The sequence below is a fragment of the Pelomonas sp. KK5 genome, assembly GCF_001984095.1.
Lineage (GTDB): Bacteria > Pseudomonadota > Gammaproteobacteria > Burkholderiales > Burkholderiaceae_C > KK5.
Window position 1 is genome coordinate 1 of record NZ_LYVQ01000081.1, and the last position, 26,045, is coordinate 26,045.

22 protein-coding genes, 1 tRNA gene and 1 pseudogene are annotated in these 26,045 nt (G+C 67.6%); 13 read left to right on the plus strand and 11 right to left on the minus strand.

The window, feature by feature from the left end; all coding sequences use genetic code 11:
* The first annotated feature begins 21 nt into the window (after positions 1 to 21).
* The 6 genes from B0W88_RS14380 (at position 22) to B0W88_RS14400 (ending at position 8,137) form a co-directional block, all read left to right on the plus strand.
* Positions 22 to 549: a TlpA disulfide reductase family protein gene (locus B0W88_RS14380; protein WP_158080857.1), complete on the plus strand. Its 528-nt coding sequence runs from the start codon at positions 22 to 24 to the stop codon at positions 547 to 549.
* Positions 550 to 586: 37 nt separating this feature from the next.
* A complete protein-coding gene (locus tag B0W88_RS14385; RefSeq protein ID WP_077035341.1) occupies positions 587 to 1,693 on the plus strand; it encodes a transglutaminase-like domain-containing protein in 1,107 nt (368 codons plus the stop codon).
* 4 nt (positions 1,694 to 1,697) lie between these two features.
* Positions 1,698 to 3,602, plus strand: coding sequence for a selenocysteine-specific translation elongation factor (gene selB / locus B0W88_RS14390; RefSeq protein ID WP_077035342.1), 1,905 nt, complete (start codon positions 1,698 to 1,700; stop codon positions 3,600 to 3,602).
* Positions 3,603 to 3,605: 3 nt separating this feature from the next.
* Positions 3,606 to 3,701, plus strand: a tRNA-Sec gene (locus B0W88_RS14395).
* A gap of 448 nt (positions 3,702 to 4,149) precedes the next feature.
* Positions 4,150 to 6,414 (plus strand): hypothetical protein, encoded by a 2,265-nt coding sequence (locus tag B0W88_RS32995; RefSeq protein ID WP_144006769.1) that lies wholly within the window; start codon positions 4,150 to 4,152, stop codon positions 6,412 to 6,414.
* Between the two features lie 442 nt (positions 6,415 to 6,856).
* The gene (locus B0W88_RS14400; protein WP_077035343.1) at positions 6,857 to 8,137 is read left to right on the plus strand and encodes a hypothetical protein; all 1,281 of its coding nucleotides are present in this window, start codon (positions 6,857 to 6,859) and stop codon (positions 8,135 to 8,137) included.
* A gap of 266 nt (positions 8,138 to 8,403) precedes the next feature.
* On the opposite strand, the gene B0W88_RS14405 is transcribed toward B0W88_RS14400, so the two are convergent.
* Positions 8,404 to 8,694 (minus strand): PaaI family thioesterase, encoded by a 291-nt coding sequence (locus B0W88_RS14405; protein WP_233151716.1) that lies wholly within the window; start codon positions 8,692 to 8,694, stop codon positions 8,404 to 8,406.
* 193 nt (positions 8,695 to 8,887) lie between these two features.
* Between B0W88_RS14405 and B0W88_RS14410 the strand changes: the two genes are divergently transcribed.
* The 5 genes from B0W88_RS14410 (at position 8,888) to B0W88_RS14430 (ending at position 11,494) form a co-directional block, all read left to right on the plus strand.
* The gene (locus B0W88_RS14410; RefSeq protein WP_077035344.1) at positions 8,888 to 9,409 is read left to right on the plus strand and encodes a hypothetical protein; all 522 of its coding nucleotides are present in this window, start codon (positions 8,888 to 8,890) and stop codon (positions 9,407 to 9,409) included.
* Positions 9,410 to 9,416: 7 nt separating this feature from the next.
* The gene (locus B0W88_RS14415; RefSeq protein ID WP_077035345.1) at positions 9,417 to 9,992 is read left to right on the plus strand and encodes a nitroreductase; all 576 of its coding nucleotides are present in this window, start codon (positions 9,417 to 9,419) and stop codon (positions 9,990 to 9,992) included.
* 67 nt (positions 9,993 to 10,059) lie between these two features.
* On the plus strand, positions 10,060 to 10,398 hold the full coding sequence (locus tag B0W88_RS14420) for a helix-turn-helix transcriptional regulator (protein ID WP_077035346.1): 339 nt from the start codon (positions 10,060 to 10,062) through the stop codon (positions 10,396 to 10,398).
* Positions 10,399 to 10,400: 2 nt separating this feature from the next.
* Positions 10,401 to 10,847, plus strand: coding sequence for an SRPBCC domain-containing protein (locus B0W88_RS14425; RefSeq protein WP_077035347.1), 447 nt, complete (start codon positions 10,401 to 10,403; stop codon positions 10,845 to 10,847).
* Positions 10,844 to 11,494 (plus strand): glutathione S-transferase family protein, encoded by a 651-nt coding sequence (locus B0W88_RS14430; RefSeq protein ID WP_077035348.1) that lies wholly within the window; start codon positions 10,844 to 10,846, stop codon positions 11,492 to 11,494. The genes B0W88_RS14425 and B0W88_RS14430 overlap by 4 nt, the downstream gene beginning before the upstream one ends.
* Before the next feature lie 6 nt (positions 11,495 to 11,500).
* Here B0W88_RS14430 and B0W88_RS35195 read toward each other — a convergent pair whose 3' ends face one another.
* The 5 genes from B0W88_RS35195 to B0W88_RS14455 form a co-directional block, all read right to left on the minus strand.
* A complete protein-coding gene (locus B0W88_RS35195) occupies positions 11,501 to 13,060 on the minus strand; it encodes a methyl-accepting chemotaxis protein (RefSeq protein WP_077035349.1) in 1,560 nt (519 codons plus the stop codon).
* Positions 13,061 to 13,181: 121 nt separating this feature from the next.
* On the minus strand, positions 13,182 to 14,318 hold the full coding sequence (locus tag B0W88_RS14440; protein WP_077035350.1) for an MFS transporter: 1,137 nt from the start codon (positions 14,316 to 14,318) through the stop codon (positions 13,182 to 13,184).
* Positions 14,315 to 16,597 carry a glycoside hydrolase family 3 C-terminal domain-containing protein gene (locus tag B0W88_RS14445; protein ID WP_077035351.1) on the minus strand — a complete coding sequence of 761 codons (2,283 nt, stop codon included), beginning with the start codon at positions 16,595 to 16,597 and terminating at the stop codon, positions 14,315 to 14,317. Before B0W88_RS14445 ends, B0W88_RS14440 begins: the two co-directional genes overlap by 4 nt.
* Positions 16,598 to 16,602: 5 nt before the next feature.
* Positions 16,603 to 17,619, minus strand: coding sequence for a 2-dehydropantoate 2-reductase (locus B0W88_RS14450; RefSeq protein ID WP_077035352.1), 1,017 nt, complete (start codon positions 17,617 to 17,619; stop codon positions 16,603 to 16,605).
* 63 nt (positions 17,620 to 17,682) lie between these two features.
* Complete coding sequence (locus tag B0W88_RS14455) at positions 17,683 to 18,228, minus strand: DUF962 domain-containing protein (protein ID WP_077035353.1); 546 nt, start codon at positions 18,226 to 18,228, stop codon at positions 17,683 to 17,685.
* A gap of 118 nt (positions 18,229 to 18,346) precedes the next feature.
* On the opposite strand from B0W88_RS14455, the gene B0W88_RS14460 reads away from it, so the two are divergent.
* A complete protein-coding gene (locus B0W88_RS14460) occupies positions 18,347 to 19,003 on the plus strand; it encodes a YceI family protein (protein ID WP_158080858.1) in 657 nt (218 codons plus the stop codon).
* Here the strand turns inward: B0W88_RS14460 and glp are convergent, their stop codons facing one another.
* From glp to moaA, 4 genes are all read right to left on the minus strand, one after another.
* Complete coding sequence (gene glp / locus B0W88_RS14465; RefSeq protein ID WP_077035354.1) at positions 19,004 to 20,275, minus strand: gephyrin-like molybdotransferase Glp; 1,272 nt, start codon at positions 20,273 to 20,275, stop codon at positions 19,004 to 19,006. It abuts the gene before it with no gap.
* A 29-nt stretch (positions 20,276 to 20,304) separates the two neighbouring features.
* Positions 20,305 to 20,859 carry a GNAT family N-acetyltransferase gene (locus B0W88_RS14470; protein WP_083748790.1) on the minus strand — a complete coding sequence of 185 codons (555 nt, stop codon included), beginning with the start codon at positions 20,857 to 20,859 and terminating at the stop codon, positions 20,305 to 20,307.
* On the minus strand, positions 20,852 to 21,436 hold the full coding sequence (gene mobA / locus B0W88_RS14475; RefSeq protein ID WP_077035355.1) for a molybdenum cofactor guanylyltransferase MobA: 585 nt from the start codon (positions 21,434 to 21,436) through the stop codon (positions 20,852 to 20,854). The genes B0W88_RS14470 and mobA overlap by 8 nt, the downstream gene beginning before the upstream one ends.
* A gap of 150 nt (positions 21,437 to 21,586) precedes the next feature.
* On the minus strand, positions 21,587 to 22,687 hold the full coding sequence (gene moaA, locus B0W88_RS14480) for a GTP 3',8-cyclase MoaA (protein ID WP_077035356.1): 1,101 nt from the start codon (positions 22,685 to 22,687) through the stop codon (positions 21,587 to 21,589).
* Positions 22,688 to 22,806: 119 nt separating this feature from the next.
* On the opposite strand from moaA, the gene B0W88_RS14485 reads away from it, so the two are divergent.
* Positions 22,807 to 23,754, plus strand: a complete 948-nt coding sequence (locus B0W88_RS14485) for a carbohydrate kinase (protein ID WP_077035357.1) — start codon at positions 22,807 to 22,809, stop codon at positions 23,752 to 23,754.
* A gap of 3 nt (positions 23,755 to 23,757) precedes the next feature.
* Here the strand turns inward: B0W88_RS14485 and B0W88_RS33620 are convergent.
* Positions 23,758 to 26,045, minus strand: a pseudogene (locus tag B0W88_RS33620) (hypothetical protein); the annotation flags it as partial.

The following is a 26,045-nucleotide window of genomic DNA, read 5'->3' on the forward strand; positions in this document are numbered from 1 at the left end:
GGCCTTAGGATGCCGGCCATCATGAATCTTTCCCGCCGTACCGCCCTGGCCGCGCTGGCATCGTCGCTGCTCGCCCAGGCGCAGCAAGATCCGCCTCGCGGCTTCGTCCGCCGCCCCTGGCCCAAGGACAAGCCCACGCCGCCGCTGGACCTCGCCCTGCATGAGGGCAAGGGCGCCCGCTTCAACCTGGCCACCGACGGCCATGGCAAGGTCGTGCTGCTGAACTTCTGGGCCACCTGGTGCCCGCCGTGCCGCGACGAGCTGCCGACGATGGAACTGCTCGCCACGCTCTACGAGAAGCGCGGCCTGCTGATCGAATGCGTGAACCAGCATGAGACCGACGCCGCCATCAAGAACTTCCTCGACCAGTTGCCGATGTCGCTGCCCATCCTGCGCGACGCCGACGGCCTCACCTCGCGCGCCTGGGGCGCCCGCGTCTTCCCCACCAGCGTGCTGGTCGGCCGCGACGGACGCGCCGTGGCCACCATCGTCGGCCAGGTCGACTGGAACGGCCCCGAGGCCCGGCGCTGGATCGAAGCGCTGCTCTGAACAAGGACAAACAAGGATTTCCCATGAGGACACACGCATGAACACCACCCGCCGACAGACTCTGCAAGCCGCCTGCGCCGCCGCCTTCGCGGCCGCGCTGCCCGCGCGCCAGGCCCGCGCCGCCGTGACGCATTTCGATCCCCAGCCCGGCCCCTGGCGAACCTTCGAGGTTACGATGAACGTCAGCGTCGCCGATGCCCAGGGCCGCACGCAGCTCTGGCTGCCGATGCCCGACGTCGAGACCGGTTTCCAGCGCACACTGAGCCAGGACTGGCAGGCCAGCCCCGGGGCAGCCGTGGGCATCGTGTCGGCCGAGGGCGTGCGGATGGTGCATGCCGACTTCCCGGCCTCGGTCAAGCAGCCGCAGCTCTCGCTCACCAGCCGCGTGCAGACCCGCGGCCGCAAGGTCGACTGGAGCCAGCCCGGCCGCGCCAGCGAGGATCCCGAGGTGCTGAAGGCCAACCTGGTGGCCACGGAGCTGGTGCCAGTCGACGGCATCGTGCTGAAGACCGCCCAGCAGGCGATCGGCAAGGCCCGCACCGACATCGACAAGACCCGCGCCATCTACCGCTGGCTGGTCACCAACGCCCATCGCGAACCGAGCGTGCGCGGCTGCGGCACCGGCGACGTGCGCACGATGCTGGAGACCGGCAACCTGGGCGGCAAGTGCGCGGACCTGAACGCGATCTTCGTCGGCCTGTGCCGCTCGGTCGGCGTGCCGGCGCGCGACCTCTACGGCCTGCGCGTCAGCCCTTCAGCCTTCGGCTACCGCGAGCTGGGCGGCAACCCGGCCAGCCTCAAGGGTGCCCAGCACTGCCGCGCCGAGGTCTACCTGAAGGCCTACGGCTGGGTCGCGATGGACCCGGCCGACGTGCTCAAGGTGATGCGCCAGGAAACGCCCGAGTGGATCAAGGACGCCTCCAACCCGCTGATCGCGCCGGTGGACAAGGCGCTGTTCGGCGGCTGGGAAGGCAACTGGATCGCCTACAACACCGGCCACGACATCACGCTGCCCGGGGCCGCCGGCAAGGCCTCGCTGCCCTTCCTGATGTACCCGCAGGGCGAGAACGCCAGCGGGCGCTTCGACGAGCTCTCGCCGGATACCTTCAAGTACACGATCAGCTCGCGGGAACTCACGACCTGACCCCGTGATCATCGGAACAGCCGGTCACATCGACCACGGCAAGACCACGCTGGTGAGGGCGCTCACCGGCGTCGATACCGACCGGCTGCCCGAGGAGAAGAAGCGCGGCATCAGCATCGAGCTGGGCTATGCCTTCTCGGGCGACGGGGCCATCGGCTTCGTCGACGTGCCCGGCCACGAGCGCCTCGTCCACACGATGCTGGCCGGCGCCACCGGCATCGACTACGCGCTGCTGCTGGTGGCCGCCGACGACGGCCCGATGCCGCAGACCCGCGAGCACCTGGCCGTGCTGAGCCTGCTGGGGCTGGAACGCGGCGCCGTCGTCATCACCAAGGCGGACCGCGCCTCGGCGGCGCGGCTGGCCGAGGTGCGTTCCGAGGTCGAGGCATTGCGAGCCGGTTCGGCGCTGGCGCAGGCGCCGGTGCTGGAACTGAGCGCGACGACCGGGCAGGGTGTCGAGACGCTGCGTCAGTTGCTGGCTGCGGAGGCGGCCCATGCCGTCGGACGTCCGGCCGGCCGCGCCTTCCGCCTCGCCGTCGACCGCAGCTTCAGCCTCGACGGCGTCGGCACCGTGGTGACGGGTACCGTGCATGCCGGGCATGTGGCGATCGGCGACGAGCTGGCGCTGTGCCCGGACGGCGGCCATCCGCGGCGCCTGCGCGTGCGCAGCCTGCATGCGCAGAACCGCAGCGTGGGCGTGGCCGAAGCCGGCCAGCGCTGTGCGCTGGGCCTGGTGGGCATCGCCAAGGACGAGGTCGCTCGCGGACAGTGGCTGGTGGCACCCGAGGCCGCCGCCGCCAGCGAGCGCATCGACGTGCAGCTGCGCCTGTGGCCCGCCGAGCCTCGCGCGCTCCGGTCGGGCACGCCCGTCCACGTGCATCTCGGCGCGCGTGCCGTGATGGGTTCGGTGGCCCTGCTCGATGCCGAGGCGCTGCCGCCTGGCGGCGAGGCGCTGGCCCAGCTGGTGCTTCACGAGCCGATCGGCGCCTGGCGCGGCGACCGCGTCGTGCTGCGCGATGCCAGTGCCAGCCGGACGATGGCCGGCGGCGTCGTGCTCGACCCCTTCGCGCCGGCCCGCTACCGCCGCATGCCCCAGCGCCTGGCCGAACTGGCGGCGCTGCATGCGCAGCCGACCCCGGCCGCGCGCCTGCAGGCCCTGCTCGACGTTGCACCGCTGGGCCTGGACCTGGAGCGCTTCGCCAGCGCGGAGGGCATCGATGCGCAAGCCAGGCAAGACCTGGCCCCCGATGCCGGCCTGCTCGCCGGCGGCCTGGCCCTGTCGCGCGCCGCGGCGCAGCTGCTGGCCGAGCAACTGCGCCAGCGCCTGGCCGACTTCCATGCCGCGCATCCCGACGAGCCCGGCCCCGAAGCCGGCCGCCTGCGCCGCCTCGCCGCGCCGCGGCTGCCCGAGCCGCTGTGGCGCGAGCTGCTGGCCCGCGGCCGCGACGAAGGCTGGCTGGCCCAGCGCGGCGCCTTCGTCCATCTGCCCGAACATGGCGTGCAGCTGTCGGCGCTGGAGCAGCGCATCGCGCAGAAGGTGGCCCCGCTGCTGGCCGGCGCCGGCTTCGAGGGCGCCTGGGTGCGCGACCTGGCCCGCGACGCGCAGGAGGGCGAGACGCTGATGCGTGCCACGCTGGCGCGGCTGGCCCAGCAGGGTGCGCTTCATACCTTGGTGAAAGACCTGTACTGCGCGCCCGAGGCGGTTGAGAAGATGGCCGCCATCGTGCGGGATCTGGCCGCGGCGGCCGAGGGTCAGGTCTTGGCAGCCGCCTTCCGCGATGCCACCGGCCTGGGACGCAAGCGGGCGATCCAGGTGCTGGAGTATTTCGATCGGGTGGGCCTGCTCAGACGGGTGGGCGACGTGCACAAGCTGCGCACCGACAGCAGGGACTTGTTCAACAGCGCGTGACACGGAGGGGAGACGACACCGGTGTGTCGGCCGGGCTTCAAACCCGGTGGGTGGCGCCACGCGCCGCCGGGCAGGTTCGACTCCTGTTCCCCTCCGCCATGAGGAATGAAATGGGGCTTGTTGATTCGGCTTTGCAGCGGGAGCAGTCATTCACCCTGAGCCGCCAAACGCTCGCGGCCGCCCCGATCCCGTCGTAAGCGCGCGGCTCGCGGGCCAGTCCGAAGTGAATCTGGTCGATTCGCTTCGGGCAGCGAATGCACGGATGCTGCCTATAAGCCGCGCTGGTGCCGGGATGCCAGGACTAGTACTAGCACAGGTCGCAATAAATCGTCTTCCTTAACATTGCGTACGGGCAAGTCGAAAGCGACGACATCGATATGGGACTACTCCCGTCTTGCGAATATCCGGCAAATAACGCCAAGATTCAATCGGTCGGACGACTGCATAGTGACGAGCACCGAGCCCGGACTCAGGGCGCCTTCGTCGTGCGCAAGCGAGAACTGCAGATTCAGTCAAAAAAGATCACTGCAATTTAAGGGGAGCTTGGGTGAATACGACAACGCATTCAATTGACATATCAGATATCGTCGGACTAGGTGCAGAGCACTACCTAAACCCCAGCGCCAGCGACATACACAGAAAAATTCATCAGCCAATTAGGCTTCCAGCCGTAACTCGTCACCTTTCCTATAGGCGAGACGAATCAGACATCAATGAGACCACGTGGATAGACCGAATAGAAGGATTTATTCTCAACATTCGTGGCGAATTGGTCAATCGATCAAGAGAAAATGCTCGAAAGGCCCACCCTCATCGGAATGTAGAGACAATTACCACAAATCTTAGAAATCGGCATGTGGAGCACTCATCCGATTCGAGAAGATCCAGAGAGGATGAAGGCGATTCGATTGAACTCCTACGGAATAGCTACGCATTTTCAGAAGGAGCGTTTCGATATCATCATAGCATTTCTCATGACGGGAGTAGATATGAGATCGTCGTTATTCGTAGCGAATGGGAAGAAATGCCCGTCGTTTTGCGTTTTGAAGTATTCGAGGAATATTTCACCATTTCCATTGCTGTCGAATTCGTACGGGAACATGGAGTGCCAACATCGACCAATCATAGTGAAGCGATGTCTTGGATATTGAGAACATTGAATGATCACGGACCTAGATCTACAGATTCAAAGTTCGCCGCGAGCATTAAGCAGCTAAGAGAAGAAATTTGGAGTGACTTCGATACAATCCTGGAGCAGTCGGTTGATTCAATCGGCAAATCTGCGCAACAGCGCTGGATAAACGAGCAGTTTGCTGATTTTAGGGGCTTTCTTCTCGAGACTACCCCCACCTCTGGGAATGACACTTGCATTGCCAATATTTCAGGAATTGATTCAATTAGCACAATCCCAGGCAATCTATCACTTACCAAGCGTCTATGTTCGCGAGGAAACTTCACTACCGAATCTGGGAAGCTTAAGTTTACCGAGACACTTTTCCCATTATTACTGACTGCAGATCATGAGGGATATGAACCCGGTCGAACAGTTAATAAGACGAGATCCACGGAATCTTCCGAATATACTTGGTCTACCTTTGAGAAGGATATAGCTCTCTATGGGAGCAATCTAGGGAAAACAACAATTCGAGGCGGACTTTCGGATCGCCTAACTTACGTACTGCTATTTGATACAGATGACGACCGTACTGTGGGGCGAATCGTAGGGCGCCTTCATACGCTTGGTACGATTCGTGTTGCGAGCGTCATCGATTTCGGACGTACATTGGTTCGAGATCAAATTCTTTCCAATTTGGACTTCGAACTTGCACAAATCGACGCGACTCGCGACATGGAGAGCCTAAAAGCAAACATCGACACCGCTGTAGGCCAACTCTCGGAGACCTTGGTGGAAATCAAAAGAATATTAAGAAGCGTTGAGAAGAAGCTATATTTCGGCATTGATGTTCAAAAATCTCTTGCGATTATCGAAAGTTATCAAACAAGGACAACCGATTACCGTGTGCCTCATGGTTCATATCTGCATCCACATATTCCAGAGTTTCAAGATTTCCTAACATCTAACGAGAGGGATCTTGAGTCACTGACTTCACTTCTTCGGAATATTTCAGCCTTTTGCAGGCGAACGTTAGGACCCAACAGTCGACCTATGCCGATCTCGACCGTGGAGCGTCATTTTTGGAGAAATCTAAAACGAGAGTGTAAAAGGGCTACGTTATCCATCGACAATGTGTGCAAGTCAAACTCTATCGAAGAATACAGGCAGCGAAATTTGGATAGCGTCATTCATGCATTGACAGATATGAATGATCACATGCGCTTTGGACTCAGATATAGAAACAACAGATCCAGGTATTATCAAGATCTATTCATAAATCTCGCAAAGGCCATGGATATTGGCAGCATTCCTGGGTTTCAAAAATACGATGACTATGTAAGTCACAAGTTGTATCGCGCGCACAGCTTTACTGCATTCACCGAAGATAAGCACTCAAATATTCTGCAACTGGCAAACGCCTTAAAGGAGAAAATTGAGTTGACCAGAAAGGAATTGCATGACGCAAAAATGCATAGATTTCAGGCATTTGGAGAGGTCGCTCTCGTGTGGGTCATATCACCGTACTATTTGATGTCCGTGTACGATAAGATATTTGTGCATCATGCGGGATGGGATGTGGTATCTCACATACTCGAATGGGGAGGATGTGTGATGTTGGTTATTTTCGGAAGGTGGCTATACGAGTGTCGGGCAGCAATACTTGGGTCTATTCGTCGGCTCACGGCTGCCCGGTAACAATCAACACGCCGCTCCGCAACGCTTCTTAGCCTGCCGAGTCGCTGGAATTGATCGATGGTGAGCCGGTCCCGACCCCGAGCTGTCAAGCGAACGCTAATGACGTCTTGCCGCAAGCCCGAATTCGCCGACGCCAGCCTGTTCAGGACGGTCGTCCCCTCCAGCTTGGGCTGATCGTCGGCCCGACCGCCGCGACCGGCGGCTCCTGGCTGGGACGTGCAGTTGAGCTCCATCCGAAGCGGTCAGTCGGCACCGGCCCAGGCGGCGGCCAGTTGCCTCTGACAGCTTTCGTCCCAACATGGTTGACCGCTTTCGGGGCTGACATCACGCGTTCGCACTCGGCCCGAGGTGGTCCTTTACCATGCCCCTCGAGTTCATGGACGACCGTAACTCGACACACTTTTAGCTTTAATATCCCCGGGTCTCAATCAATGGGGAAGGCATGAAAACACACGAAGTGTTCGGGATCCAGCCCGCTGTCAGTGAGCATTCGTACATCGATCGTGGCTCGCTGGATCGCGAATTCCGCAAGCTTGTGGAGCGACAACAGACTCACATTGCGATTCGGGGTGCTTCAAAAGCTGGAAAGTCTTGGCTTAGGCAGCGGGTGCTGACTGATCCGATCATTGTTCAATGTCGCCTCTCATATACGACGCTCGACATCTATCGCGACGCGCTCGCGCGTCTAGATGTCAGGGTCGAGCTTGAGAAGACTTCAACAAACGCCATCAAGGGGAAGATCGCGGCATCAGGTGAGGCGGGGTTTAAGTTGATAGCGAAGGCGACAGGATCGGGGGAGATTGCTGGGGAACATCAGGACACCACGAAAGACAAGGCGGTAGGCAAGGACATCGGAGATCTGGAGTTCATAGCTTCGCTCATTCGAGCATCTGGACGCGTGCTGGTCATCGAAGATTTCCACTATCTACCGATCGAAGAGCAGCGCAAGTTCGCCTTTGACCTCAAGACACTTTGGGACTACAAGACCTTCGTGGTGGTGGTTGGTGTTTGGATCAGCGAGAACATGCTCATCACGCTCAATCCAGATTTGTCAGATCGAATTGAGGAGCTGTCCGTTATCTGGCAGCCTGCCGAATTGAAGCAAGTTCTTCAAAAGGGGTGCGCCAAGCTCAACCTGAGGCCAACCGAACAAGTCGCAGTTGAACTGGCCCAGAATTCTTACGAAAGCGTGGGCCTCTTGCAGAAGCTGGCGCTGCGTTTGATCGATGATGAACTCGGGATCACAGCTGCAGCGCCCGACGGTACGGAACTTGTTGTCGACAATGTTGCCGCCGTGCAAGACGCGGCGATGCATGTCGCTGAGCAGCTGAATCAGCTGTACCAGGCTTTTGCGAAACGAGTGTGTGAGGGCATTCGGACAAGGAAAAATTCAACGGGCATCTACGCGCACGGAATGGCCGCGGTTATGTCGGCCGGCGATACGGAACTGGCTTCCGGTCTCTCGGCCAAGGCCATCCATGCTGTGGCACATGCCAGACAGCCGCGGATTCAGTTGGGCAACCTAAAGGCAGTGCTGGCTCGATTTCCGGAACTTCAAGTTGATAGTGATGGGCGAGGCTTGGTACTTGCCTATGACCAGCAGGACGAGAAGATCAGCGTTGTCGATAAGCAGTTGCTGCTGTATCGCAAGTTCGCCACTGTGAAGTGGCCATGGGAAGACTTGATTGAAGAGGTTTCAAAGGAGCAGTCAGCTTTCGATTGATGCCGAAACTCTTCAAATGGCTAGCTGCCGCGTAGGTGGCTCTCCGCCCGGATGGCTGCTCTTGTGAGCATCAAACGACTGTAACGGGCCAGGTCCAATCGGCCGGCCCAACTTGGACCGGTCGTCCGATTCGGTTCGCGGTCGCCAACTGTCGAGCGGCCGGTCTCAGTTCTGCAGCAGAACATACGCAGCGCCGCCCGCCAAATGATCGGCGCAGATCCGAAGCTGCCGCTCGCGCCGCTGGCTTTGAATGGCTCTGACCAGCCTCAAGCCGCCTCCCCCAACCCCAGCACAACTAGCAGCGTCTCCCCTGTCGCAACAAGCCGTGCCTTCTTCCCTCCGTCGAAAGCAAACAGCTCGCAGTTGGTGAACACCTGCTGCTGCCCCGGCTTGACGACCCGGGCCCGTGTCAGGAAGCGCTGGCCGACGGCCGGGCGCAGGCAATTGACCGAGAAGTGAGAGGTCAGCAGCCTCGGGCCGACCAGCGTCGCAGCCGCGAAGCCGCATGCGGTGTCGATCAGCGCATACGACCACGCCCGCATGCAGGTAGCCGGCATATTGGCCGGCTTCCTCGCGCCAGTTCATCGCCTGCAAGTGCGAGAGCAGGGCATCGGGCTCGTCCATCGACGTTCTCCTTGCGCTTGCTTGAATGACAACGACAGCCGAGTCTGACCCTGTCGGCCTTTTGCCGCAGTCATCGCCGCGACCGGGCCGGGCGGCCGCTCGACCGCCCTCCAGCACAATGCGGACATGCCATCGTTCTTCTTCGCTTTCTTCTATCGCTTCGCGCTACTCGCCCTGGTCCTGCTGGCCTTGTCCGGGCGCGCCGCCGCCGTCGAACCGCTGACCACCTACGACATCGTCCTGCTGCAGCCCGACGAGGTGATGAAGGCCCGCGTGCCCAGCGTGGACGCCTTCGGCGAGTACATCCGCGCGCTGCAGCGGCAGGCGCGGCTGCCGGGGCCGGGAGCGGCGGGCAGCGGCTTCGTCGTCGTGGGCATCCGGCCTGGCGGCAAGTCGCGCTTCTGGCTCGATTTCGATGCGCCGGCGCCGAGCGCGGCGCTGGGCGAGCTGCTGGTGAAGCAGCTGCAGGCGGTGCCCGCGCCGCCGGTGCAGGGCGGCGCGGTGGTGTTCGCGCTGAAGGTGGGCCTGTGGGGCGGCAAGCCCTCGGCCCGGGTGGCGCCGGCGCCGGCTGCATGGAAGGCGGCGGCTGCGAAGGCCGGCCATCCGATCGACCCCGGCGAGCTTGCCGAGCTGACCTGGAACGAGTGAGACGACGATGACGCAAGACCTGACCCCCACGCTGGACGCGCTGCTGAGCCGCTACTCGGTCGGCCCCAAGCACCTCGTCGAACCCGGCCCGGACGACGAGTCGCTGCGCCTGATGACCGAGGCCGCGCTGCGTGGCCCGGACCATGGCGAGCTGCTGCCCTGGCGCTTCAAGGTGGTTCGTGGTGTCGCGCGCGAGCGCATGGCTGCGCTGTTCGCCGATGCCGCGCGCCGCGCCGGCAAGGACGAGGCCGGCGCCGCGATGGATGCCGAGCGCGCACTGAAGCCGCCGGTGACGGTGGCGGTGGTCGCGCGCATCGACCTGGGCCATCCGCAGGTGCCGGCGCACGAGCAGTGGGTCTGCGTCGGCGGGGCGCTGGCCAACTTCCTCGATGCCGCTCATCTTCTCGGTTATGGCGGGAAGATGCTCAGCGGCGCCAAGGTGCGCGATCCGCAGATCGCCGCGGCCTTCTGCGAGCCCGGCGAGACGCTGCTGGGCTGGATCGCGCTGGGCACGCCGGTGAAGAAGCCGGCCGGCCCGTCTCGCAAGCCCGGCCCGGACGTGGCGCTGACTTTCTGGTCCTGAGTCGAGCGCGCTGACACCGCTTGACATCGCCGTTATCTGATTTATATTAAACCACATGGTTAAACGAATGCCTGCTGCGGAAGAGGAGCAGGCCGATCCGCTGGACGCGGTGTTCCGCGCGCTGGGCGACGCCACGCGCCGCAAGCTGGTGCACCGGCTGGCGCAGGGCGAGGCCACGGTGTCCGAGCTGGCGGAGCCTTTCGACATGTCGCTGCCGGCGGTGTCCAAGCATCTGGTGGTGCTGGAGAACGCCGGCCTGCTGAAGCGTCGCGTCGACGGCCGCACGCACTACTGCTCGCTGGCGCCCGAGGCGCTGGCCGGCGCGCTGGACTGGATCACGATCTATCGGCAGTTCTGGACCCGCCGCCTGGGCGGCCTGGCCGAGCATCTGAAGAAGGAGCGTTGACGATGACGAACGAGTTGCGCATCACCGAGGTGCTGGAGGCGCCGCTGGCGCGCGTGTTCTCGGCCTGGTGCGACGCCGCCCAGATGCAGCGCTGGTTCGGCTCGACCGACATGACCGTGCCCGAGGCCAGCATCGACCTGCGCCCTGGCGGCCGCTGGCGCATCGTGCTGCGCAAGCACGACGGCACGCTGATGGCGGTCGGCGGCGAGTACCGCGAGATCACCCCGAACGAGCGCCTGCGCTTCAGCTGGCAGTGGGAGGGCAGCCCGGTGCTGACCGAGGTCGAGCTGGGCTTCCGCGCGCTCGACGAGGCCCGCACCGAGCTGCAGCTGCTGCACCGCGAATTCCCCGCGCCCGAGATGCGCGACCTCCATGTCCACGGCTGGCGGCCCTGCCTGGCCCGCCTGCACGTCTACCTCGAACGGCCGGGCACCCAGGAGCCGACATGAAGCTTTACTACTTTCCCCTGTCCACCTACTCGCAGAAGACGTTGATCGCGCTGCACGAGAAGGGGCTGGCCTTCGACACCGAGATCGTCAACCTCGCCTCGGCCGAGTCGCGCGCCGCCTACGAGCAGGTCTACCCGATCGGCAAGGTGCCCTACCTGAAGCCCGAGACCGGCTTCGGCCTGCCCGAGTCCACCGCGATCATCGAGTACCTGGACGAGACCTTCCCCGACACGCCGCGCCTGGTCCCGCTGGACCGCGAGGCCGCGCGCCAGGTCCGTTTCAGCGATCGCATGTGCGACCTCTACGTGGACAACCCGGTGGTCGAGCTGCTGTTCCAGAAGATCGGCTTCCGCCCGGTCAACGAGGACGACGCCGCCCGCGCCCGCAAGTACCTGAGCGCCGCCTTCGCCAATATGGAGCAGCGCCTGTCGAACCAGGACTGGCTCACCGGCAATGCCTTCACGATGGCCGACTGCGCGGCGATCCCGCCGCTGTTCTACGCCCAGTTCGTGTTCCCGTTCAACGACCGGCCGGCGCTGTCGCGCTACTGGCAGCGTGCGCAGCAGCGGCCTTCGTATGCCAAGGTGATGAGCGAGTTCGTGCCGATCTGGGAGCAGCGCATGGCCGGAGCCCGCAGCGACTCATAGCCGGCGTCACAAGCGGAAGGCCGACACCGCCCGCGAGAGCGTGGCGGCCTGGTGCTTCAGGCTCTCGGCCGCCGCGGCGCTTTCCTCGACCAGCGCCGCGTTCTGCTGCGTCACCTGATCCAGCTGGCTGACCGCGTCGCCGATCTGGCTGATGCCGGTGCTCTGCTCGCGGCTGGCGCTGCTGATCTCGGCGATCAGGTCGTTGACCCGTTTCACGCGGCCCACCAGGGCCTGCATCGATTCGCCGGCTTGGCCGACCAGCCGCGTGCCGCCCTCGACCTTCTCCACGCTGGCGCCGATCAGCGCCTTGATCTCCTTGGCCGCCTGCGCGCTGCGCTGGGCCAGCGTGCGCACCTCGCCTGCCACCACCGCGAAGCCGCGGCCCTGCTCGCCGGCGCGTGCGGCCTCGACGGCGGCATTGAGCGCCAGGATATTGGTCTGGAAGGCGATGCCGTCGATCGTGCCGATGATCTCGGCGATGCGGCGCGAGGCCTCGGAGATCTCGTTCATCGTGGCGACCACGCGGCCCACCGCGCGGCCGCCGTCCTCGGCAGCCTGCGAGGCGTCGCCCGCCAGCCGGGTGGCCTGGCTGGCGGTGTCGCTGTTCTGCTTGACCGTGGCGGTGAGCTGCTCCATCGAGGCGGCTGTCTGCTGCAGGTTGCTGGCCTGTTCCTCGGTGCGCTGGCTCAGGTCGGCATTGCCGTTGGCGATCTGTACCGAGCCGGTGGCGATCGAGTCCGCGCCGTTGCGCACTTCGGAGACGATGCGCACCAGGCTCTCGTTCATGCGCTTCAGCGCCGCCAGCAGGAGGCCGGTCTCGTCGCGGCTGCCGTCGTCGATATCGATGCGCGAGGTGAGGTCGCCGGCGGCCACCGTCTCGGCCACCGTCAGCGCGCGGCCGATCGGGGCGGTGATCGAGCGGGTGATCAGCCAGGCCAGCGCCGCGCCGATGGCCACCGCCACGGCCAGCAGGGCCATCACGGCCATGCGTGTCTGGCCGTACGACGCCTCGGCGAGGTCATAGGCCTGGGCGCCGCCCTTGCTCTGGAAGTCGACGTCGCGCTGCAGGCCCTGGACCAGCGCATCGAAGCCCGCGCCGGAGCGGTTCAGCGAAATATCGCGGGCCTTCTCGAGGAAGTCGGCCTCCTCGTGCTTGAGCGCCAGCAGCTGCGCGAGGCCGTCGTAGTAGCGCTGCTGGGCCGACTGGATGTCGGCCGCGAGCTTCTCTTCGTCGCCGGGCGTGATCGTCGCGGCATAGGCCTTCCAGGCGGTGTCGGCCGCCTGGCGAGCCTGGTCGAGGTTGCGCTGCGAAGCGGCGATGGCATCGGGCCGTTGCTCGATCACATAGACCTGCTCGGCGCGCCGCGCGTCGGCGATCGCCGCGCGGTAGTCGCCCAGTGCGCGGATCGCCGGCATCCAGTTGGTGGCCAGGTCGGTGGTCGCGTCGTTCACCAGCGCCAGCCGGTTGATCGAGAACAGGCCGACCAGCAAGGTCAGCACCAGCACTGCGGCGAAGCCGAGCCCCAGTCGCGGACCGATGCGAAAGCGCGTGAGCAAGCGGTTCATAGGTACGACCCTGGGTCCAGCAACTACATGTAATCAGTACATTCGTTGCGGCCTGACCCGGGGCTGACCTCATGCCCGCCCGGTGCGCTGAACTAACGCATTAGTTCACCATCACTCCTGGTCATCGCTTCTTCGCCAGCACATGCGACACCGCCAGGCTCAGCGCCACCAGCGGCAGGCCCACGGCGAAGGTCCAGCGGATGCCCAGGTGCTCGGCCACGAAGCCCAGCAGCGGCGGGCCCACCATGAAGGCGACGAAGGCCGTCTGCGCCAGCGCGGCGACGTTGACCGGCGCCGGCCGGTCGGTGCGCTGCGCGGCGGCCGACATGGCCAGCGGGAACATCACGCTGGTGCCGATGCCCATCAGCGCGAAGCCGAGCAGCGCCAGCGGCGCGTTCGGCGCGAACACGACCAGCACGACGCCCACCGCCAGCACCGTCAGCAGCACGCGCGCCACGGCCCGCGGGCTGTGGCGCTCCACATGGCTGTCCGCCAGGTAGCGGGCCAGCGCCTGCGCCAGCGCGCCGGTGGCCACCGCGCTGCCGCCCAGCCAGGGCGCGGCGCCGACCGCATCGCGCATGAAGATGGCGGCCCAGTCGAAGCTGGCGCCTTCCATCATCAGCGCGGACAGCGACAGCGCCACCAGGCCCATGATCGGCCAGGTGGGCGCGGCGAAGTGCGGCGTCGGCTCGCCATTGCCCTCGCGCGGCGGCGCCGGCTCGAAGCGGCCCAGCAGCAGCAGCGACAGCACCCCGCCCAGCGGCACCATCAACGCCAGTTGCAGCTGCGGGCTGATGCCCAGTCGCGCGGCCAGCGCGCCCAGCAGCCCGGCGCTGAAGAAGCCGAAGCTCCAGAAGGCATGTGCGCGGTTCATCAGCCTCTTGCCTTGCGCATGCTCGACCCGGTCGGCCTCAAGGTTCACCACCACCTCGATCGCGCCGATCAGCAGGCCCGCCGGCAGCAGGATCAGGAACAGCGACAGCGGCCCCTGCGCATGCGAGGCCACGGCGAACAGCGCGGGCACCAGCGTGGGCACGACCAGCAGGATGCGCCGGTGGCCGATGCGCTCGATCAGCCGGCCGAAGAAGCTCAACGACAGCAGCGTGCCGACCGCCGCGCCGATCAGCCCGAGGCCCAGCTGGCCCTCGGTGACGTCCATCGTGCGCTGCAGCTCGCCCAGGCGCGGCGCGAAGCCGCCATAGCCGAAAGAGTAGAGAAAGAAGCCGGCGAAGACACGGCGTCGTGCTTGGTCAGTCATCGTTGAGTGTTGGCGGAGGCGAGGGCGATGATCTCGTCGATGCGCTGCTCGCTGCAGGCGCCCAGCGAGAAGGCGGGCACCTTGTTGACCGGCATCTCGTTGACGAAGACCCAGGTGGACATGCGGGCCTTGCGGGCGGCCACGTCGTCCTCGGCATCGACGGTGTCCAGCAGCTTGCCCATGCCCAGCGCGCGCACCAGCTCCTCGAACAGCGCGGAGTGGCCGCGGAAGTCCTGCACCAGCGAACGGCGGGTGAAGGGGCGAGCCGGCGCCGTGGCCTTGACGGCAACGGTGGCGCGCAGCGGCAGCTCGCGCGAGGAGGAGCCGACGTGGATGTCGAAGGCGCCAGCCTTGACGACCCATGCGGCCAGGCGCGTGTCGTAATGGGCGAAGTCGCGCCGCGCGAGCGTGAAGCGAACGGTCTTCTCCTCGCCTGGCGCGAGCCGGACCTTGTCGAAGGCGCGCAGCTCCCGCAGCGGCCCGGGCTCGGCCGGCTCATGCTCCTGCACGTAGAGCTGCACGATCTCCTGGCCTTCGACGGCGCCGGTGTTGCGGATGCCGAGCTCAAGCATCAGCGGCGCCTCGCCATCGGCATCGAACTCGCCGGGGCAGGCGATGCCCGTGTAGGCGAAGCTCGTATAGCTGAGCCCGAAGCCGAAGGGGAACAGCGGCTCGATGCCGCGCCGGTCGTAGTGCCGGTAGCCGACGAACACGCCTTCGCCGTAGAAGGCCTTGCCGGTGTCGCTCGGGAAGGCGGGGAAGGGTGGGGTCTGCGCGAGGTCGACCGGGAAGGTCTCGGCCAGCTTGCCCGAAGGGTTGACCCGGCCGCTGAGCACGTCGGCCAGCGCGCCGCCACCGGCCTGGCCGCCCAGCCAGGCCTCGACGATGCCGGCCACGCGGCCGGCCCAGGGCATCTCGACCGCGGCGCCGTTCATCAGCACGACCACCGTGCGCGGCTGCACCGCGGCTACCGCCTCGATCAGCCGGACATGGCCCGGCGGCAGCGACAGCGAGCGGCGGTCGAAGCCTTCGGACTCGTAGCTGTCGGGCAGGCCGGCGAAGACGATGGCGATACCGGCGGTCCGTGCCTGCGCGACGGCCTCGGTCAGCAGCGCTTCGCTGGTCTCGCCCTCGTCATCGCAGCCTGCGGCTTCGACGGTCTGGAAGCCCAGCGCGGCAAGTTCCTCCGCCGCGTTGGTAACGCGGATCGGATTGACCTGCGAGCTGCCCGCGCCCTGGAAGCGCGGCCGGCGCGCGAAGGCCCCGACCAGCGCGACCGTGGCCCCGGCCTGCAGAGGCAAGACCTGGCCCTCGTTCTTCAGCAGCACGATGCCCTCGCCGCCGGCGCGGCGGGCCAGCGCGTGGTGGGCGGCGGCGTCGAAGCTGGCGCCCGGCTTGCGTGCGGCGAGGGCCTTCAGCATCACCGCCACCAGCTCGGTGGCGGACTGCGCGAGCACTTGGCGATCCAGCTCACCCGCCTCGACGGCGGCGATGATCTTGCCGCGGTTGTGGGCGCCGCTGCCGGGCATCTCCAGGTTGTTGCCGGCAGCCACGCCGGCCACTCGGTCGTTGATGCCGCCCCAGTCGGACACGACGAAGCCCGTGAAGCCCCAGCGCTCGCGCAGCACCCCGGTCAGCAGGCCGCGGTGCTCGCTGGCATAGCTGCCGTTGACCGGGTTGTAGGCGCTCATCACCGACCAGGGCCTGGCGCCCTTCACGGCGGTCTCGAAGGCCGGCAGGTAGATCTCGTGCAGCGTGCGCTCGTCGATCTCCGAGCTGGTGGACATGCGCCGCGTCTCCTGGCTGTTCACCGCGAAGTGCTTCAGCGAGGCACCCACGCCTTCGCCCTGCAGGCCGTCGATATAGGCCTCGGCGATGCGCCCGGCCAGCAGCGGGTCTTCGCTGAAGTATTCGAAGTTGCGGCCGGCCAGCGGCGAGCGCTTGATGTTGATGCCGGGGCCCAGCAGGATCTGCACATCGTGGGCCTGGCACTCGCGGCCCAGCGCGGCGCCGACCTCGCGCAGCAGCGCGGTGTTCCAGGTCGCGGCCAGCGAGGGCGCGGTGGGGAAGCAGGTGGCGGGCACGCTGTCGCCATAGCCGCCTTCGAGCTTGCGCAGGCCGTGCGGGCCGTCAGAGACATTGATCGGCGCCAGGCCCAGGCGTTCGACGCCGTGGGTGCGCCACCAGCCGTCGCCGGACAGCAGCGTGGCCTGTTCCTCGACCGTCATCTGCGCCACCAGGGCGGCAGCGCGGGCCTTGTAGTCCTCGTCTTGATCCATAACGCTCATCCTTGACGCAATGCGGCCAGCAGCTGTTTCGGCGCGAAGAACTCGCGCTGCTGCGGCCAGGCCTCGACCAGTTGCTGGATGCGCTCGTTCAGCGGCGCGCGGCGGCCCAGGCGCGCGGCCAGCCGCACCACCTCGCCGCTGAGCGCATCGATCTCGGTGACCCGGCCCAGGGCCAGGTCGTCGGCCATGCTGGAGCGGGCCTTCTCGTCCACCTTCAGCATCTTCGCCGCGACCAGGCGGAACAGCGGGGAGGGCAGGCGCAGCACGCGCAGCAGCTTGCGCGGCGTCAGCGCGGTCATCTGCGCCACCTCGATGCCGGCGGCCTCCAGCAGGTCGAGCGCCTCTTCCTGCAGCGCGGCCCAGCAGCTGCGGTAGCCGTGTTCCAGCAGCTCGGCGCGCAGCGGCCGGCCCGAGAGGGCGTTGACCGGGTTGTTCAGGTTGATGACCAGCTTGCCCCACTGGATCGCCTGCAGGTCGGCATGCAGCCTGAGCTTCAGACCCTGGCTGGCGAAGGCCGCGGCCAGCGCCTGCAGCGCGGGCTCGTCGGTGCGGCCCTGGGCGGCCAGCGCACCGGCGGTGCCGCGGTGGAAGCGCCCGGGCCCCAGCTCCGCGATGTTGAAGGGCACCATGCCGGGCCGCCAGTCGAGTTGCGGCGCCGCAGCCTGGCCGCGTTGCGCGTTGCCCAGGCCGTTCTGCATCGACAGCACCAGGCTGCCGGCCGGCAGTGCGGTGGACAGCTCGCGGGCGGCATCGACGGTGGCACCGCTCTTCACGCACAGCAGGGTCAGCTCGGGCGCGAGGCCGGCGGGCACGGCCTCGTGCAGCTGCAGGGCCGCGGCGGGCAGCGTGCTGCTGCGGCCGTCCATGTCGCTAACCGTCAGGCCCGACTGACCGAGCGCCTGCAGCACGCGCGGCCGGCCGACGAAATGCACCGTGGCGCCGGATGCGGCCAGCAAGCCGCCGAGGTAGCAGCCGACCGAGCCGGCGCCCATGATGAGGATCGTTTGGGTCATGCGGGGAAGGACAAAAGAAAAACGCCGTCACGCGGGTGACGGCGGCGGAGGAAGGAGACGGCTTCAGCCGATCGGCTGGGCCAGGTCGCGGATGTGGGTCGGGCCGGCGCGGCGCTCGATCTCGTCCAGCATCGAGCGGCCCCAGCCCAGCGAGAACATCGCCTCGCCGACGACGAACATCGGCCCGATCAGCAGGCCCACGAGGTCGTCGACGAAGGCCGGCTTGCGGCCCTCGTAGTAGTGGCCGACGAACTGGATGATCCAGCCCACGACGAAGCTGCCGATGCCCCAGCCCAGCCAGCTGGCCACCGAGCCCGCGGCCAGCGGTTCGGCCAGCGCCATCAGCGCCGCGTTGACCGCGCTGGTGGCCAGGCCCAGGGCGAGGTTGCCGCGGGTCAGGTACCAGGCGGTGCTGAGCGCCCAGACGACCCAGGCACCGTTGAGCGAGTAGCCGGCCAGGGCGAACTGCGCGCGTGCCAGCAGCACGCCGATCGAGAACACGATCAGCGGGATGCCGACGAAGTGGGTGACGATGTTGCGGCGGTCGCGGTGATAGTGCGCGTACTGCACCATCAGCTCGACGGCGGGGCGGAAGGGCGAGGCGGCCATGGTCGGCTCTCCGGATTGAACGTATGCGCCAATGCTAGTGCAGCCGCGGGCATGTTGCATGGCTGACGGCCAAAATGTGCGGATGATCAGACCTCATCTTTGCCTGCTACTTTGCGCCTTGCTGCTGGCGTCTTGCGCGCAGGTGCCGGAGCCTGCTGCTGTCGATGCCGCCGCCGACTGGCGCCTGCCCGAGGCGGGCCGCCGTGCCTACCGCCTGGACGCCGCGGCCAGCAAGGTCCGCATCCTGGTCTTCCGCGGCGGCGCGGCCGCGAGGCTGGGCCACAACCATGTGCTGACGCTGCCGGGCCTGTCCGGCACGCTGGTGCTGCCCGAGCCGGGGCCGCTGGCCGACGCGCGCTTCCTGCTGGCCTTCGACCTGGCCGGCATGGTGCTGGACGAGCCGGCCGAGCGGGCGGCGCTGGGGCCTGCGTGGGCCTCGGTGCCCTCGGCGGATGCCATCGAGGGCACGCGCACCAACATGCTCGGCGAGGCCGGGCTGCAGGCCGCGCGCTTCCCGCAGGTGCGGCTGCGCGCGCTGCGCATCACCGGCGAGGCGCCGCGGCTGGCGGCCGAGGTGGAGATCGAGCTGCATGGCCGTCGCCGCTCGCAATGGGTGCCGCTGAACGTCGACGTTAGCGATGCGCGCATCAAGGTCGCCGGATCGCTGGTGCTGCGCCAGAGCGACTACGGCCTGGCGCCGTTCTCGGTGCTGGGCGGCCTGTTGTCGGTGCGGGACGAGCTGGTCGTGGACTTCGACCTCAGCCTCATCAGATAGTCAGATGAGGCCTTCGAAGGGGATCACGTCCACCTCGGCGCCCGCAGGCAGGTCGCCGGCCGCGTGGTCCAGCACCAGCAGTCCGTTGGCGCGGCTCATGCTGCTGAGCACGCCCGAGCCCTGGCTGCCGGTGATCTCGACCTGCCAGCCGCCGCCATCGGCCGCGCGGCCGACGATGCCGCGCTGGTATTCGGTGCGGCCGGCCTTCTTGCGCAGCGGCGACGTGAGCCGCGCGCGCAGCAGCGGCAGCGGCGCCGGCGTGGCGCCGGCCAGCGCCAGCAGCGCCTCGCGCACGAAGGCGTAGAAGCTGACCATCACGGCGACGGGATTGCCGGGCAGGCCGAACAGCAATGCCTCGCCGATGCGGCCGATGGCCAGCGGCCGGCCAGGCCGCATCGCCAGCTTCCAGAACAGCACTTCGCCCAGCTCGGCCATCACGGCCTTGGTGTGGTCGGCCTCGCCGACGCTGACACCGCCGGAGCTGATCACCACGTCGGCCTCGGCGGCGGCACGGGTGAAGGCGGCGCGCAACGCGGCCGGGTCGTCGGCCACGACGCCGTGGTCCAGCACCTCGCACACACCCAGGCGCTGCAGCATCGCCCACATCGTGTGGCGGTTGCTGTCGTAGATGCAACCGGGCGGCAGCGGCGTCGTGCCGACCGGGCGCAGCTCGTCGCCGGTGGCCAGGATCGCCACGCGCAGCCGGCGCCGCACCGGCACCTCGGCCTTGCCGAGCGAGGCCATCAGGCCCAGGTCGGCCGGGGCCAGGCGGCGGCCGGCGCGCAGGGCCACTTCGCCCAGGGCCAGGTCTTCACCGGCCAGGCGGCGATTGGCGCCGGGCTTGAGCACACCCGCGGGGATCACGATGCAGCCCTGCGTGTCGTCGCGCTGCACGAACTCCTGCGGCACCACCGTGTCCAGCCCGTCCGGCATCGCGGCGCCGGTCATGATGCGGCGGCAGTGGCCGGGCGGCAGCTCGGCGGCGGGCTGGTCGCCGGCCAGGCTGGTGCCGGCGATGGTCAGCCGGGTCGGGCCTTCCCCGGCGAGATCGGTGCCGCGCAGCGCATAGCCGTCCATCGCCGCGTTGTCCTGCGGCGGCACCTGCAGGCCGGAAACGATGTCCTCGGCCAGTACGCGGCCCAGCGACTCGCGCAGCGGCACGGACTCGGCCGCAGGCGGCGCGGGCAGCAGCCGGGCGATGGCCTGCCGGGCGACGGGGACGGGCAGGGCGTCGGGGTCGTGGCCCGAGAGGCAGGAAGCGATATCGAACATGATGGGCGGGATGATGCTAACGGTCGGATTCAGCGCAGCGGCCGCACCATCAGGGCCTTGTCCAGCAGCCTGCCGTCGGGCAGCTTCAGCGCGCCAGCCAGCAGGCCGTAGCGCATGAAGCCATGCCGTTCGTACAGGCGTACCGCGCCGAAGTTGCTGGCGGTGACGCTGAGCGTGGCCTGGTCCAGCGTGGCGTCCTGCTGCAGCAGGCGCAGCGCCGACTGCAGCAGCAGCGCGCCGATGCCGCAGCCCTGCATCTCGTCAGCCACCATCATGCCGACGATGTGGGCGATGTGGCGCACCTTTTGGCGCGGCTCGCGCTCGGCGCTGATGGCGCCCACCAGCTGGGGGCCGCTCCAGGCGGCCAGCGTGAACAGCGGCCCGCCATGCGGGTTGCCGCCCAGGCGCGGGCGGTAGCTGTCGGCGTCACGCTTGAGCTCGGTCTCGGCGTCGGAGGTGAAGGCGTCGGGATGGCCGGCCAGCATGCCGTCGCGCAGCGCCTTGTAGGCGACCAGCTCCGGCTCGCGCAGCAGGCGGATGCGGCAGTCGGCGGGGGCGGTGGAGGAAGCGGCGAGTTCAGCCATGCGGGCCATTCTCCAGCCGGCGCAGCTCGGCCAGCGTGTTGGCGTTGAAGAAGGCGGCCTCGTCGCCGGGGCGGTCGAAGGGGATGCGCTGGTGCCGCTGCGCCAGCAGCCAGCTCTCGACCTTGCGGCCGCCGCCGCTCAGGTAACGGTCCAGTTCGACGGCAAGGCGGGTGCGCAGCAGGCAGAAGACAGGCTGGAGCCGGCCGTCCGGGCCTTCGGGAACCGCGACGTCGGCCTCGGTGGCCAGTCGTGCAGCGAGGTCCGGCGGCAGCAGCGGGGCGTCGCAGGGCACGGCCAGCAGCCACTCGGTACCGGCCGCGCGCAGGCCGGCCAGCATGCCCGCGAGCGGGCCGGCGAAGCTCGCATCGGCATCGGCCACCACCCGGCATCCATAACGGCCGTATTCATCGGCATGCCGGTTCGCATTGATCAGCAGTGCGCCGACCTGCGGGCGCAGCCGCGCCAGCACATGCTCGACCAGCGGCCTGCCGTCCAGCAACTGCAGGCCCTTGTCCACGCCGCCCATGCGGCTGCCACGGCCGCCGGCCAGGATCAGGCCGGTGATATCCCGGTTCATTCGACCATTCGTGCGATCGACTGCGTCGGGCCGAGCGCCGGGCCGCCCCAAGCCGGCCCGTCTGGCGACGTGCGAGCGGGGCAACCCCCGCGAGCGTCGCCGTCCCCTCTGGGGACCGGCCAAGGTACTCCTTGGACGAGGGGCTCCATCTCAGCCACCGATGTAGTGCATCTCGACGCGGCGTTCCTGGGCGGGTGCGTCGGCGCTGGAGCGGAGCTGCGAGTAGCGGTCGCTGCGCCCGCCCCAGACCTCGGCGATGGCGCCGGCGAGGTGTTCGTCGTCCTGCGTCGGGTCGCGCAGCAGCGTGCGCAGGTCGTGGCCGCGATGGGCGAACAGGCAGGTGTAGAGCCGGCCCTCGGTGGACACGCGGGCGCGGTTGCAGTCGCCGCAGAAGGCCTGGGTGACGCTGGAGATCAGGCCGATCTCGCCGCCGCCGTCGGCATAGGCCCAGCGCTCGGCGGTCTCGCCCGGCGCGGCCGGGGAGAGCGGCTTCATCTCGAACTCGCTCTTCAGCAGGTCCAGCACGGCCGACGACGGCAGCACCTCGTCCATGCGCCAGCCGTTGGTGGCGCCGACATCCATGTACTCGATGAAGCGCAGCACGATGCCGCTGTTGCGGAAATGCCGCGCCATCGGCAAGACCTGACCCTCGTTGGTGCCGCGCTTGACGACCATATTGACCTTGATCGGCCCCAGGCCCGCGGCCTGCGCGGCCTCGATGCCGGCCAGCACCTCGGCCACCGGGAAGCCGACGTCGTTCATCTGCTGGAACACCGCGTCGTCCAGGCCGTCCAGGCTGACGGTGACCCGCTGCAGCCCGGCTTCCTTCAGCGCCTTCGCCTTGCGGGCCAGCAGCGAGCCGTTGGTGGTGAGCGTCAGGTCCAGCGGCAGGCCCTCGGGCGTGCGCAGGCCGGCCAGCATGCCGATCAGGGTCTCGATATGGCGGCGCAGCAGCGGCTCGCCGCCGGTCAGGCGGATCTTCTGCACGCCCTGGGCGACGAAGACGCGGGCCAGCCGCGTGATCTCCTCGAAGCTCAGCAGCGCGGCATGCGGCAGGAACTCGTAGTGCTTGTCGAAGACTTCCTTGGGCATGCAGTAGCTGCAGCGGAAGTTGCAACGATCGGTGACCGAGATGCGCAGGTCGCGCAGCGGCCGGCCGAGCGCGTCCAGTAATTGGCCCGCGGGCGCCAGCGGCTGCGGCGCCCAGCGGCGGCGCAGGTCGGTCAGCGGGATCAGGACTTTCTCGGTCATGGGGTCGATTGTGCCGCTTCAATTCCCAGCGGCCCGGTCGGAGATGCTAGGCGAATTCCCCTGTCCTCACAGTCGTAGGGGGTTGCCCTGGATCAATGCGCGCGCATTGAATCACGGGCATGAATCCGCAGTTGCACATCGACCTGCCGCGTTTCGTCGCCTTCGGCGAAGCCAAGACCAACCTGGTGCGCGTCGGGCCGGACCGCTGGCGCAGCGTCTGCGGCGGCGGGCCCTGGCGGGTGGCGGTGGCGATGAGCGCCCTGGGCGAGCGCAGCGCCTTTGCCGGCAGCATCAGCCACGATGTCTTCGGCGAGTCGATCTGGCAGGCCAGCGTGGACGCCAACCTGGACCTGCGCTTCCTGCAGCAGGTGGCCAAGCCGCCGCTGCTGCGCGTGGTGGCCCAGCCGGGCCTGCACCGCACGCCGAGCCCGTTGATCGGCAACGACAGCGCGGACCTGGCCTTCCGCCCCGAGGCGCTGCCGGTGGGCTGGGTGCGCGCGCTGCGCTGGGCGCATTTCGGCTCGGCTTCGCTGGCGCGGCCGCCGCTGGCCGAGCGCCTGGTCCAGCTGGCCGGGAGCCTCAAGGTGGAGGGCAAACGCATCAGCTACGACCCGAACTTCCGCCCCGGCATGGATGCGCGTTATGACGAGACGCTGGAGCGCATGTGCGCGATCGCCGACCTGATCAAGGTCTCGGAGGACGACCTGCGCGGGCTGTTCCGCACTGAAGACCCGGCCGAGGGCCTCGCGAAGATCGGCAGCTGGAACCCCAACGCCTGCCTGCTGCTGACCCGCGGCGCCGCCGGCGCCACGCTGTACCGCGGCGCCGCCGAGTGGCACGCCCAGCCGCCCCGCGCCGATCTGACCGACACGGCCGGCGCCGGCGACGCGATGATGGCCGGCCTGCTCTACAGCATGATGAACTACCCCGAGGCCCGGCCACCGCAGCACCTGCGCTGGTCGGTGGCGGCACGGGCGGCGGCCAGCGCCTCGGCCGATCCGGTGCCGCTGGCCGCGCAGCAGGTGGCCTCGCTGGCGGAACGCACTGCCGTCCAGCCTGGGCGTTAGGTCTCAGATCAGCATCGTGCCCCAGCGGTGGAACTGGTCTTCGTCCTGGCGCTGCTGGTGCACGAGTGTTGTCGCCGCATGGGCCGTGGCCGCATGGCTGGTCGACTCCGGCAACACGGCGCTTGACGGGCCCGCCAGCAGGTCGCTCAGCTGAGGCGCCGCGGCCGTGCTTGTCGTCGCCGCATGCGACTGCGCGAACCACACATCATCCAGCGCATGCGTGGCCCCGCTGCTGGTCGTGTAGCTGCTGCTCATGCCGATCAGGTTGCCGTTCTGCAGCGTGTCGGTGTGGGTGGCGTTCAGGTTCAGGTCGACGATGCCCAGCGAGGCCAGCGAGACCAGCTCGCCGCCGCTGCCGTCCGTGCTGTTGACCCAGACCTTGAGCTGGGAGAACTGCGCGTCGGCGGCGTTGATGTGCCCGTCGTGGTTGGTGTCGAGCTGCGACAGCGCCTCGAAGCCGTTGCTGGCGCGCTGGCCGTTGGCGAGGGTCGTCGCGGTGCCGAACAGCTCGGCGCCGCTGTCCACCTTGCCGTTGCCGTTCAGGTCCAGCGCCAGCAGGCCGGTGCCGGCGCCGACCCAGCCGATGCTGCTGGCCTGGCCGGTGGCGTTGATGTCGAAATGCGCGCCGTGCGCCGCGTCCACCGTCTGCACGCCCAGGCCCGACAGGTCCAGCACCAGCGGCGAGGCGCCGTTCAGCGCGGCGAGCTGTCCCGCGCTCATCTGCGCGAGCTGCGCGCCGGTGAAGGCCGACACATGGGTCATGTCGATGCTGGAGAGCTCGTCAGTGGTCAGCGCGTGGATCTGGGTGGCGGTGAGCGAGGCGATGGTGTCGGTGGCCAGCGCGTTGAACTGGTCGGCGCTCAGATGGCTGATGGCCGAGGTGCCCAGGGCGGCGAGCTGCCGGCCGTCGAGCAGGCCGAAATGCTCGGCCGACAGCGCGCCCACCTGGTCGGAGCTGAGCACGCTGAGCTGGGCCGGCGTCAGCGCCTCCAGCTGCGCGGGTGTCAGCGCCACGATGTGGGCCGTGGTGAGGACCGAGATCTCCCCGTAGTTCAGCGCGCCGATCTGCGTGGTGGTCAGCGCGGCGACCTGGTCGGGGCGGAACAGCGCGAACTCCTTGGCCGACATCGAGTACAGGGCGCTGGCGTTGATGCCAGCCATCTGCGCATCGCTGAAGGCTGAAATCTGCGCGGCGGTCAGCGCCAGCACCTGCGCGTCGCTCAGCGCCGAGACCTGGTCGGGGCTCAGGCTGCCGAACACGCCGTTCAGCGCGGCCAGCTGCCCGCTGTTCATTGCCTCGCGCTGGGTGGCGGTGAAGGCCTCGATGTGGGCGATGTCCATCGAGGCGATCTCGGCGGTGCTCATCGCGCCGATCTGGGCCTGGGTCAGCGCGGAGATGGTGTCGGTGGCCAGTGCGTTGAGCTGGTCGCCGGTGAGCACCGCGATCGGCGCGGTGCCCAGGGCCGCGAGCTGCGCCGAGCCGAGCAGGCCGAAGTGGGCGGCGGAGAGCGCGGCCACCTGGTCGGCGGAGAGCGCGGCGACCTGCGTGGCGGTCAGCGCCTGCAGCTGCTGCGGGCCCAGCGCCGCCATCGCCTGCGTGGACAGCTGGGCCATGTCGCCATAGCTCAGCGCGCTGATCTGGTCGCCGCTCATCGCGGCGATCTGGTCGGCGCGGAAGACGGCGAACTGGTCCGGCGACATGGCCGCCAGCGCGCTCGGGTTCAGGCCGGTGATCTGCGCGGGGCCGAGCACGGCGAGCTGGGCGGAGGTCATCGTGACGACCTGCGCATCGGTCAGGCCGGCCAGCTGCTGCGGGCTCATCGCGGCGATCACCGCGGTGCTCAGGCCGCTCAGGTGATAGGGCGAGATCGAGGCGACCTGGGCCTGGCTCAGCGAAGCGAACTGCGAGGGCGTCAGCGCGTCGAGCTGGGCGCCGCTGAGGCCCGCGATCACCGCCGGCGTGAAGGCGGCGAGCTGCTGTGGCAGCAGGGCGGCGAGCTGGGCGGTGCCGAGCGATTCGAGCTGGGTGGCGTTGAGCCAGGCCATCTGGCCGGGGTTCATCGCATGCAGCGCGGCGGGCGTGATGGCCTGCAGCTGGGTCGGGTCGAGCACGGCGACCTGGGCATTCGTCAGCGCCGCCACCTGGGTGGAGGTGAGGGCCGAGAACATGCTGGCGGCCAGGCCGTGCAAGGCGGTGGTGGACATGCCGGCCAGGCTGTCGGGGTCCAGCGCGGCGAGCTGGGTGCTGGTGAGCGCGCGGCTCTGCGTGCTGTCCAGCGCGTGGACCTGGG